We start from the raw sequence: 10,591 nt of genomic DNA on the forward strand, positions 1-10,591 counted from the left end.
GCGGCAGACCGAGCCGGGCCTGCTGCCGCACGGCCCGCGCCGGAAACGGACTGTGGCGCTGGCCGAGCGCCGGCGCGATCAACGCCACCGCCGCCCGCACCGCCGGATTGTGCACCCGGGGCGAGGCACGACGGGCGGCGATGGCGGCGCGGTTGGCGGCGAGATCGGCGGCCACCGCGGCACGCCCCTGACGCAACGCAGCGGCAACCACCCGCACTTCCTCCAGTTTCTGCACCGCGAAAGCCAGCCACGAGCGCAGCTCGGGGTCGAGCGTGGTCTCGCTGGCCAGATCGACCGGCACATGCAGCAGCGAGCAGGACGGCGCCAGCCACAGCCGCTCGCCCAGCGTCCGCGCCACCGGCTCGAGCCAGTCCAGCACCGCCTCAAGATCGGTCTTCCAGATGTTGCGGCCGTTGACGATGCCGAGCGACACCACCCGGTCGGCCGGGCTGGCGGCGATCAGCGCCGCCACCTCGTCGCGGGCGTTGACGGCGTCGAGGTGGATCCCCTGCACCGGCAGGGCGCAAGCCAGCGGCAGGTTCTCCTTCAGCGCGCCGAAATAGGTGGCGAGCAGCAGCTTGACCTTGCCGGTCCCCAGGGCGGCATAAGCGCGCACGAAGGCCTCGCGCCAACCGGGGGCCAGCTCGGTCACCAGGATCGGCTCGTCGATTTGGACCCACTCGGCCCCAGCGGCGGCCAGCGCCGCCAGCAGCTCGACATAGGCCAGAAGCAGGCGCGGCAGCAACGCCAGTTTGTCGGAGCCGTCCTTGGCCTTGCCGAGGGCAAGATAGGTCACCGGACCAATGATCACCGGCTTGGCCGTCACCCCTAGCGCCCGGGCCTCGGCGAACTGGGTCCGCAGGCGGGACGGATCGAGACGGAATTCGGTTTTGGCGTCGAATTCCGGCACGATGTAGTGATAGTTGGTGTCGAACCACTTGGTCATTTCCCCGGCGGCAATCCCACCGCAGCAGGCTTCGCCGTGGCCGTCCGTCCCCGGGGCCGAGCGCCCCCGCGCCACCCGGAAGTAAGTGTCGAGAGCGTCACCGCCGAAACCGCGCACCCGCTCGGGCAGATTGCCGAGGGTGAAGCTCATGTCGAGCATCTGGTCGTAGAACGAGAAATCGCCGACCGGAACCAGATCAAGCCCGGCCTGGGCCCGCCAATGCGCCGCCCGCAATGCGACACCGGTCGCGATCAGCGCGTCGCGCGCGGAAAGCCCCTGCCAATAGGCCTCCTGCGCCAGCTTCAGTTCACGTTTGGCGCCGATACGGGGAAAACCAAGAGAGTGGGTGGTTGCCATGGGTCTCGCCTTCAAAACAGGATCGAGGCGGAGGCTAGGGGGTTCTTCCCACGAAAAAAAATGGTATGAATTCATTCATCCATGAATTTGAATCATGTACGGGGCTGCCGCCCCGGCCCCGCCCGGAGGCTGGCGCCTCCGGACCTCCCCTTTGTTTGAAAAAGAAGGGGGTCCGGGGCATCGCCCCGGGCGGGGCGTGGGGCGGCAGCCCCGCACACAGCGCAAGAGTTTCCCCGATGGCCCTGCTCGAACGGATTCACCTGACCATCGTCCGCGAGGTCGATCGCCACGGCTCGCTGACGGCGGCGGCGGCGCGGCTCAACCTGACCCAGTCGGCGCTGAGCCACACCATCCGCAAGCTGGAGGATCAGTTGGGGGTCGAGATCTGGCGGCGGGAAGGCCGCCGCCTCCACCCGACCCAAGCGGGCGAATGGCTGCTGGCGGTCGCCAACCGTCTGCTGCCGCAGCTCGACCATGCCGAGGAACGGCTGCGCCAGTTCGCCGAGGGGGAACGGGGCAAGCTGCGGATCGGGATGGAATGCCATCCCTGTTATCAGTGGCTGCTGAAGATCGTCGCGCCCTACCTCGATGCCTGGCCGAGGGTCGAGGTGGACGTGCGGCAGAAATTCCAGTTCGGCGGCATCGGCGCGCTGTTCGGTTATGAAATCGACCTGCTGGTGACCCCGGATCCGCTGTTCCGCCCCGGGCTGTGCTTCGAGCCGGTATTCGATTACGAACAGGTGCTGGTGGTCGGGCCGCACCATCCGCTGCGCACCGCCGCGTTCGTCGAACCGGACCAGATCGCCGACGAAACCCTGATCACCTATCCGGTCGAGATCGACCGGCTCGACATCTACACCCGGTTCCTGATGCCGGCCGGGATCCGTCCCAAGCTGCACAAGCCGATCGAAACCACCGACATCATGCTGCTGATGGTGGCGCACGGCCGGGGCGTCGCCGCCCTGCCCCGCTGGATGGTCGAGGAATACGGCGCCAAATTCGGGGTCAGCCCGGTGCGGCTGGGCCGGGACGGCGTCGCCAAACAGATCTTCCTCGGCTGCCGCGACGCCGACCGCGACCTCGATTACCTGCGGGCCTTCGTCGAGATGGCCCGCGACCACCGCGACGCCCAGGCGGAGCCGACCCGATGACGCCCCGTGCCCCCCTGCCCCTGCCGCCCGGGGATGGCCGGGTGCTGTTGCTGGCCTGCTGCGCGCCGTGCTGCGGCGAAGTCATCGAGGCGATCCTCGCCTCGGGCCTCTCCCTCACCGTTTTCTTCTATAACCCCAACATCCAGCCGCGTGAGGAATATGATCGGCGCAAGGCCGAGGTGATCCGGCTGGTCCGGCGAAACGGGGCCGCCTTCGTCGATGCCGATTATGACCCCGACCGGTGGCAGGCCCACACCCGGGGATTGGAGCAGGAGCCGGAACGGGGGCGGCGCTGCGAGATCTGTTTCGACCTGCGGCTGGAACGGACCGCCCGCCACGCTCTCGACCACGGCTTCGCCGTGTTCACCAGTTCGCTCGGCATTTCACGCTGGAAGGACATGGCCCAGGTCAATGCCTGCGGCCATCGCGTCGCCGCCCGCCACCCCGGCCTGACCTATTGGGATTACAATTGGCGAAAAAACGGCGGCACCGCCCGGATGGTCGAGGTCGCCCGGCGCGAGGGGCTCTATCAGCAGGATTACTGCGGCTGCCCACCGTCACGACGCAGCACCCCGACCTGACCAGCCCCGGGCCGGTCAGGACTGACGTTCGTTGTCGTCCCTCCGCGCCGAACGGGGACGGCCGCTGTCATCGTCGATGGCGACCATGGTGTAGCTGCCGCGCGCGGCGGGCCAGCGCTGGCCGGTCTGGAGGTTTTCGCCGGTCGCCACCACATCGACCACCATCGACGAGGTCCCCACCGTGCCGACCCCGGCGGTCACCTCCATGATCTCGCCGACCCGGACCGGGGCGATGAAGTCCATCCCCCGCGACGCCGCCATCACCACCGTCTTGCCGCAGAACCGGGTCGCGGCGACGAACGCCGCCTTGCCCATCACCGCCTGGGCATAGCCGCCGAACAGCACATGGCGATGGCTGCATTGGTCGGGAAAGACCAGTTCAACCATCCGCAGCGGCGGCGGCGAGTCGGTCGCCCCGGCCGGGTCAGCCGCCGGCAGGGGTGGAACCCGGGCGGCCGGATCGGCGGTGACGAGATGGAACCGGCCCCGACTGCACAGGCGGCGCTGGCCGGTGTGCAGGCTTTCCGCCTCCAGATCGGTTTCCACCGTCAGAGAACGACGCCCGGTACGCACCACCCGGCCGGTCACCTCGACGATCTCGCCGAGATGGGCCGGTACCGCGAAGTCGATCTGATCGCACGAGGCGGTGACGAAATCGGTCAGGGCATGCCGCGCCGCGACGATATAGGCCAGCTTGTCCATGTAGGCCAAAGCCGCGCCCCCGAACAGGGTGCCGTGGTGATTGGTTTCGCCGGGAAAGACCAGATCGATCAGCCGGGTTTCCTGGGGCATGACGCGAACCTCCGCGATGAGAGCGATGGACGGGACGAGGGACGAACTGGGGGCGACTCAGCCCAGGGCCTGTTTCATCCGGGCCGTGTCGAGTTCTTTTTCCCATTTCGACACCACCAGGGTGGCTACGCCGTTGCCAATGAAGTTGGTCAAGGCCCGGGCCTCGGACATGAAGCGGTCGATGCCGAGAATCAGGGCCAGCCCGGCCACCGGTACGCTCGGCACCACTGCCAGCGTCGCCGCCAGGGTGATGAAGCCGGCTCCGGTGACCCCCGACGCCCCCTTCGAGGTCAGGATCGCCACGCCGAGCAGGGTCGCCTCCTGGCCAAGGGTCAGGTTGATGTCGAGCGCCTGGGCGACGAACAACGCCGCCATGGTCAGGTAGATGTTGGTGCCATCGAGATTGAACGAATAGCCCGAGGGCACCACCAGGCCGACCACCGACTTAGAGCAGCCGAGTCGCTCCAACTTGGCCATCAGCGGCACCAGGGCGGATTCCGACGAGGAAGTGCCGAGCACCGTCAGCAGTTCCTCCTTGATGTAGGCGATGAACTTGAAGATCGAGAACCCGGTGGCGCGCGCGATCAGCCCAAGCACGATCACGATGAACAGGAAGCAGGTCAGGTAGAAGCTGCCCATCAGCGCCGCCAGCGGCTTCAGCGCGGCGATGCCGTACTTGCCGATGGTGAAGGCCATCGCCCCGCCGGCCCCCAGCGGGGCCAGCTTCATGATCGCGTTCATCATCGCGAAGAAGATGTGCGAGCATTCCTCGATGAAGCGATGGACCCCGGCGCCCTTCTCGCCCATCCGGCTCATGGCGTAGCCGAACAGGATCGCCACCAGCAGCACCTGGAGCAGGTCGCCCCCGGCGGTGAAGGCATCAAACAGCGTCTTCGGGATGATGTGCAGGATGAAATCGACCGTGCTCTGTTCCTCGGCCAGCTTGGCGTATTTCGCCACCGCCTTGGCGTCGAGCTGGCTGGGATCGGCGTGGAAGCCGTCACCGGGGCGGATGATCCACATCACCACCAGACCGATGATCAGGGCCAGGGTCGAGACCAGCTCGAAATAGAGCAGCGCCTTGCCACCGACCCGGCCGACCTTCTTCATGTCGCCGGCCCCGGCGATGCCCAGCACCACGGTGCAGAAGATCACCGGGCTGATCAGCATCTTGATCAGGGCGATGAAGCCGTCGCCCAGCGGCTTCAGGTTCACCCCCAGTTGCGGATCGAAATAACCTAGAGTCCCACCAGAGATGATCGCAATCAAAACCCAGAAATAAAGATGCCGAGTCAACCGTTTCATCAACCTTGTCCTTGACGGGAAGGGAACGTGGCCGAGTCAGGCCACGCGTTCGATCTCAACCCCGGCGCTGGCGGCGCCGGCGAGGGCGTGGGGCTTTTCCACCCGGACCCGGACCCGCCGGACCCGGGGATCCTCCAGGCTCATTTCCGCGATCCTGTCGGCCAGGGTCTCGACCAGATGCAGGTGACCGGCCTCGACGATGGCGCGGATCCGCTGGGCCATCTGCTCGTAACAGACCACATTGGCCAGATCGTCGCGCAAATCGTCCACCGGGACACAGACGGCGAGATCCAGGCTGATCCGCACCGGCTGGCGCCGCTGCTTTTCCTCGGCCAGCACGCCGATGCAGGCCTCCAGTTCCAGATCGTGAATGAAGACATGACGCAGCCGACGTTCGGCAATCGCCAGGGGAAACCAGTGAGAGAGAAACATGACATCCTTTCCGGAACAAAAATGATCCCGCCCGCGACAGGTCCGGCCTTCCCGCCGCCAGAGAGGAACGCGACGGGCGACGGGAAGACCGGCCCCGGACCGGGTTGGCCGCACCGGGACCGGGGAAACCATCCCCGTTAATCCCCCCACCGCGTCACGGCGGAAAGCACACCGCCCCGCGCCGACCACCGGCCGGACGGGGGAGGAATCGGCGCGGCATCGCCGTGCGATTGAGCGGCCAGGGGCGCGGTCGAGGCGGGAATGCGGCCAATCGCCTCAATCGACGCCAACAGCGGGAGGTCAAAGCCGATCAGGTAGCCGGCGGGCGCGGTGAACAGGGCCGGGGTGGGGAGACGCCCGGTCTCGTCCCGCATGGTCCGCGCCAACGCCTCCGCCAAGTCGAGCCATCGGCGGTCCTGGCGCAGGGCGGCGACCGCGCGCAACGCCCGTTTCAGCGGGGAAAGCCGGTCCTCGCCGCCCGTCACGATGTCGGGGGCGAATCCCGGCAACGGACGCCCCGCCGCCAGCGCGGCGCGCAGCCAATCGGCGGCGCGGGCCGGATCGCCGATTTCCAGCATCATCCGCATCACCGCCTCGGCGCCGCCATCGGCCGCCCCGTGCGCCAGCGCGGCCAGCGCCGCCGCCGGTCCGGCACGGTCCGGCTGGGAGGGGGGCCGCTCCGCGCAGGCGGACAGGATCAGCCCACATTCGAGGCAACGGGCGATCACGGCCGGCGGACGAACGCCGAAGCACATCCACAGGAAATTCTCGACCAGCCCCAGCGCCGGATTGGAGGGCAGGCGGCCGAGGCCACGGCGGCGGCGATGATCGAACGCCACCACGGTCGGCAGTTGGGCCAGCAGCGACAGCGCAATGTCCAGATGGGCATGGTCGTCGCCCGCCGCCTCCACCAGGCAGAGAGCGTTGATCGCGGCGGCTACCACCTCGATCGGGGAACACGAATCGGGCAACCGGCGCAGCCGCGCCAGCAATCCCCGCCCCAATTGGCGCCGTGCCCGTTCCTCGGCCATGAAGCGACGGTCCTGGTCGGCGTCAGGCAGAGCCCCAAACCAGATCAGGTGGGCGACCGCTTCGAAACGGCATCCGACGGCCAGTTCCGTCACCGCGTGGCCCCGACAGGTCCCCTCCTCGCTGTCTTCGATCACCCCGGCCCGCCCCTGGTTAAATGGTCTTGTTTGACGGAAGGCGGCCACCCGATCATCGACAGGGGCCCACAAGCGAAGTCAGAGGGGGGACACGACGGTTCCGGCATCGAACCGGCGGTCATCCCGGGGGCACAGCAGATCGTGCAGACGGGTGCGCGGCAGCATCCGCTCGATGACGCTGGCCTGACTGCCCTCAATCTGGATCGTCTTCAGCCCGACCTCGGCCGAGGCCATCGCCAGCCGCAGCAGGGTGGCCGGATAGATCACCATGTTGATGCCGAGATTGCGCAGGGTCCGGGCGGTCAGCAGCTTCGCGGGAGCGAATTCGGCCATGCTGGCCAGCAACGGCGTATCGGGCAGGGCGCGGCGGAACGCCTCGAACCCGCGTTCGTCGGCCACCGCCTCGGCGAAGATCAGGTCGGCCCCGGCGTCGCGATAGGCCTTGGCCCGCGCGATCGCCGCGTCGAGCCCCCCGCCCGCGCCGGCATCGGTACGGGCACACAGTACGAAACCGGCATCGCGCCGGGCCAAGGCCGCCGCCTCGATCCGTCGCGCCATCGCTCCGGTTTCCACCACCCCGGTCTGGTCAAACCGGCCGCCACAACCGGGATCGGGCCGATCGGCGATAAAACAGCCGGCGAAACCGAGATCCTCCAGCAGGCCCAGGGTGCGGGCGGCGTTGATTGGCGCGCCGAAACCGGCCTCGACGTCGATCAGGCTGGGCAGATCGGTGGCGCGGGCAATCTGATGGCCGCGCCCGGCCACCTCCTCGACGGCGGCGAGGCCGGAATCCGGCAGGCCGAGTTCGGCCGACAGCACGGCACCGGAGAGGGAAACCCCGTCGAAGCCCTCGTCCTCGATCAGTCGCGCCGCCAGCGGGGAAAAGGCGCCGGGGAAACGCAGCAACTGGCCCGAAGCAAGGCCGGCGCGAAGGGCACGGCGCTTGTCGGAGGCGGTCAGGGAGACAGGCGGCATCGGAAGTATCCTCGCGGGAAGAGTCGCGCCGGGGCGGGACGGATCGTTGGGAGGGGACAGGTCAGGCGGCGGCGGACGGCAACGAATCAAGCGGCACCGGACGGCCGGCGGCATCGACCGCGACCATCACGAAATGCCCGGTCACCGCCACCCGCCGCTCCGGTCCAGCCGGCGATTCGGCCTGCATCTCGACGGCGACGCCGAGCGAGGTCCGGCCGGTGCGCTCGACCCGGGCCACCAGTTCGACCATCTGCCCAACCCGGACCGGGGCGTGAAAGTCGACCCGTTCCGAGGCCGCCATCACCACCGGATGACGGACGAAACGGCTGGCGGCGACGAAGGCCGCCTTGCCCATCAGAGCCAGGGCGGTGCCGCCGAACAGCGTGCCGTAATGATTGGCCTGTTCCGGAAAGATCATTTCCACGAACCGGCTTTCGTTTTCTGCCGTCACGGTTCCGCTCCGTCAGGGGGGAAGACTGAAAGGCGGCCCCTTGTCGGCACCGCGATGATTTGCAATCCTACGCGCAGATTTCGGCATGGAAACGCCTAAAAAAGCGCATAATTGCAAGCATCGGCGGGCGATTTTGCGAATTTTTGCGAAGGACTCGAATGAAAAAAGCGTTCATTGGCCCCCGCATCCAGCGCCTGCGCGAGGATCTCGGCCTCAATCAAGCGGAACTGGCCCGCAGACTTGGCCTGTCAGCCAGCTACCTCAACCAGATCGAACACAACCAGCGGCCATTGACGACGACGGTGCTGGCGCGAATCAACGCCACCCTCGGCGTCGAGCTACAGGTGTTCACCGAAGAGGAGCAGGCCCGGCTGGTGGCCGATCTGCGCGAGGTCCTGGGAGAAAATGGCGGCGAGGAGGCGATTCCGCTCGGTGACATCAAAAGCCTGGCCACCAACATGCCACGCATCGGCCGCGCCCTGGTGGCGTTGCACCGACGGTCCCAGGCGGCGGAAGAACGACTGGCGGCGCTGGCCGCGCCACCCGGCATACCCGGCGGCGCGGCGCCGACACGGCGACCGATGCCCTATGAGGAGGTGCGCGACTTTTTCTATCACCGCCACAATTACGTCGCCGAACTGGATGAGGCGGCGGAACGGCTGGTTGCCCGCGAGGGGTTGACCCCAGGAGCGATGGAATCCGGGCTGGAGCAGCTGTTGCGCAGCCGCTACGGCGTCACCACGACCTGGGCCGAGACGGACGGGACCAGTCTCAACCGTAGCTACGACGCGGAGCGCCATGTGCTGAGCCTGTCCCGCGCCCTATCCTCGGGCCAGCGCGCCTTTCAGTTGGCAACCCAGTTGGCCTTCCTCGATCAGGCCGCCTTGATCGACCGGCTCATCGAATGCCCACAGCTCCCAGGCCCGGAGTCCCGCGCCCTGGCCCGGATCGGTCTGGCGAATTATTTCGCCGGCGCGGTGTTGCTGCCCTACACCCCTTTCCTCGCCGCCACGGAAACGCTCTCCTACGACATCGATCTGCTCGGCCTGCGCTTCGGAGTTGGGTTCGAGACGGTGTGTCACCGCCTGTCCACCCTGCAACGGGCCGAGGCGCGCGGGGTGCCGTTCTTCTTCGTTCGGGTCGATCGCGCCGGCAACATCTCGAAACGCCAGTCGGCGACCGATTTCCACTTCTCACGGGTCGGCGGCACCTGCCCGCTGTGGAATGTCTACGAGGCCTTCGCCCATCCCGGCCGGATCGTCACCCAGATGGCGGCGATGCCCGACGGCCGCACCTATCTATGGATCGCCCGCACCGTCGATCACAGCCGCAGCGGCTATGGCACCCCAGGCAAGACCTTTGCCATCGGTCTCGGCTGCGACCTGCGTCACGCCGGCAAGCTGGTCTATGCACGCGGTCTCGATCTGGCCCACCCCGAGGCGGCGATGCCGATCGGTGCCGGCTGCAAGGTGTGCGACCGCCCGTCCTGCCCCCAGCGCGCCTTCCCGCCGCTCGGCCGCGCGGTGCGGATCGACGAGCACCACAGTGCGTTCGATCCCTATCCCGCCCGCTAGCCGCCTTACGCCGTGTCGGGAACGGCAGTGCCATTCGAACCGAGACAAAATCTATTAGATGACAAAAAATCGCGACCATGATACAAGATGTCGCGCTACGGTTCTTCGCGGCCCCGGCCCGAAGCTAAGAGGGAAGCCGGTGTGAAACCGGCGCTGCCCCCGCAACTGTCAGCGGTGAGCGCTCTCCGTCAACGCCACTGGGTTTTCCCGGGAAGGCCGGAAAGAACGCGATGATCCGCGAGCCAGGAGACCTGCCGCAGCGTTGAAGATTGTCTGCGGGCGGGGTGTCCCGGAGGGTGGCAGATCCGGTGGCGATGCTCATCCGCTCGTCCCCAATCCGTGCCCCTGTCCTTGCTCCCACCGCCGCAAAACAGGAGACTCGGGTGCCCACCGCCTTCCCTCCCCCTCTGTCAATTCTGAAGCGAAGTGGCCTCACCGTTCCGTTCGATGGCGACAAGATCCGCTCGGCGATCCTGCGCGCCGGCAAGGCCGCCGGCGAACTGGACGGCGACGAGGCCCAGTTGCTGACGATCCAGGCGGTCAAGGTGCTGGCCCACCGCTTCCACGGCGCCACCCCCCATATCGAGCAGGTGCAGGACGTGGTCGAGCAGGTGCTGATCTCGGCCAACCATTTCGCCACCGCGCGGGCCTACATCGTCTATCGCGAGCAGCGCGCCCGCCTGCGCCGCGACAAGAAGACGGTGGTCGATGTCGAATCCTCGATCAACGAATATCTCGACCGCGCCGACTGGCGGGTCAACGCCAACGCCAACCAGGGCTATTCGCTCGGCGGCCTGATCCTCAACGTCTCGGGCAAGGTGGTGGCCAATTACTGGCTGTCGCACGTCTACCCGCCCGAGA

General features: G+C 67.4%; 10 protein-coding genes, 1 pseudogene and 1 riboswitch. Of the genes and pseudogenes, 4 read left to right on the forward strand and 7 right to left on the reverse strand.

What is annotated here, in order from left to right; all coding sequences use genetic code 11:
- A pseudogene (locus tag ACFSNB_RS17825) lies at nucleotides 1-1,303 on the reverse strand (5-methyltetrahydropteroyltriglutamate--homocysteine S-methyltransferase); the annotation flags it as partial.
- Nucleotides 1,304-1,539: 236 nt separating this feature from the next.
- Between ACFSNB_RS17825 and ACFSNB_RS17830 the strand changes: the two are divergent.
- Nucleotides 1,540-2,454 carry a LysR family transcriptional regulator gene (locus ACFSNB_RS17830; protein WP_377319044.1) on the forward strand — a complete coding sequence of 305 codons (915 nt, stop codon included), beginning with the start codon at nucleotides 1,540-1,542 and terminating at the stop codon, nucleotides 2,452-2,454.
- Nucleotides 2,451-3,035: an epoxyqueuosine reductase QueH gene (locus tag ACFSNB_RS17835; RefSeq protein ID WP_377319046.1), complete on the forward strand. Its 585-nt coding sequence runs from the start codon at nucleotides 2,451-2,453 to the stop codon at nucleotides 3,033-3,035. Before ACFSNB_RS17830 ends, ACFSNB_RS17835 begins: the two co-directional genes overlap by 4 nt.
- Before the next feature lie 15 nt (nucleotides 3,036-3,050).
- On the opposite strand, the gene ACFSNB_RS17840 is transcribed toward ACFSNB_RS17835, so the two are convergent.
- The 6 genes from ACFSNB_RS17840 to ACFSNB_RS17865 all read right to left on the reverse strand — a co-directional run bounded on the left by ACFSNB_RS17840 (nucleotide 3,051) and on the right by ACFSNB_RS17865 (nucleotide 8,156).
- Nucleotides 3,051-3,827, reverse strand: a complete 777-nt coding sequence (locus ACFSNB_RS17840; protein ID WP_377319048.1) for an acyl-CoA thioesterase — start codon at nucleotides 3,825-3,827, stop codon at nucleotides 3,051-3,053.
- Between the two features lie 57 nt (nucleotides 3,828-3,884).
- The gene (locus ACFSNB_RS17845; RefSeq protein ID WP_377319050.1) at nucleotides 3,885-5,132 is read right to left on the reverse strand and encodes a dicarboxylate/amino acid:cation symporter; all 1,248 of its coding nucleotides are present in this window, start codon (nucleotides 5,130-5,132) and stop codon (nucleotides 3,885-3,887) included.
- 36 nt (nucleotides 5,133-5,168) lie between these two features.
- Nucleotides 5,169-5,564 (reverse strand): dihydroneopterin aldolase, encoded by a 396-nt coding sequence (folB, locus tag ACFSNB_RS17850; protein WP_377319052.1) that lies wholly within the window; start codon nucleotides 5,562-5,564, stop codon nucleotides 5,169-5,171.
- 137 nt (nucleotides 5,565-5,701) lie between these two features.
- Nucleotides 5,702-6,730 carry a citrate/2-methylcitrate synthase gene (locus tag ACFSNB_RS17855; protein ID WP_377319054.1) on the reverse strand — a complete coding sequence of 343 codons (1,029 nt, stop codon included), beginning with the start codon at nucleotides 6,728-6,730 and terminating at the stop codon, nucleotides 5,702-5,704.
- 78 nt (nucleotides 6,731-6,808) lie between these two features.
- On the reverse strand, nucleotides 6,809-7,705 hold the full coding sequence (locus ACFSNB_RS17860) for an isocitrate lyase/PEP mutase family protein (protein WP_377319056.1): 897 nt from the start codon (nucleotides 7,703-7,705) through the stop codon (nucleotides 6,809-6,811).
- A gap of 61 nt (nucleotides 7,706-7,766) precedes the next feature.
- On the reverse strand, nucleotides 7,767-8,156 hold the full coding sequence (locus ACFSNB_RS17865; RefSeq protein WP_377319058.1) for an acyl-CoA thioesterase: 390 nt from the start codon (nucleotides 8,154-8,156) through the stop codon (nucleotides 7,767-7,769).
- A 158-nt stretch (nucleotides 8,157-8,314) separates the two neighbouring features.
- Between ACFSNB_RS17865 and ACFSNB_RS17870 the strand changes: the two genes are divergently transcribed.
- Together ACFSNB_RS17870 and ACFSNB_RS17875 are read left to right on the forward strand one after the other, a co-directional pair.
- Nucleotides 8,315-9,730 carry a short-chain fatty acyl-CoA regulator family protein gene (locus ACFSNB_RS17870; RefSeq protein WP_377319060.1) on the forward strand — a complete coding sequence of 472 codons (1,416 nt, stop codon included), beginning with the start codon at nucleotides 8,315-8,317 and terminating at the stop codon, nucleotides 9,728-9,730.
- Nucleotides 9,731-9,811: 81 nt separating this feature from the next.
- Nucleotides 9,812-10,003, forward strand: a riboswitch (cobalamin riboswitch).
- Nucleotides 10,004-10,113: 110 nt separating this feature from the next.
- Nucleotides 10,114-10,591 (forward strand): ATP cone domain-containing protein (locus ACFSNB_RS17875; RefSeq protein ID WP_377319062.1); only part of this gene is annotated, 478 nt, incomplete at its 3' end.

The sequence above is a fragment of the Phaeospirillum tilakii genome (assembly GCF_042683125.1).
GTDB classification, from domain to species: Bacteria; Pseudomonadota; Alphaproteobacteria; order Rhodospirillales; family Magnetospirillaceae; genus Phaeospirillum; species Phaeospirillum tilakii.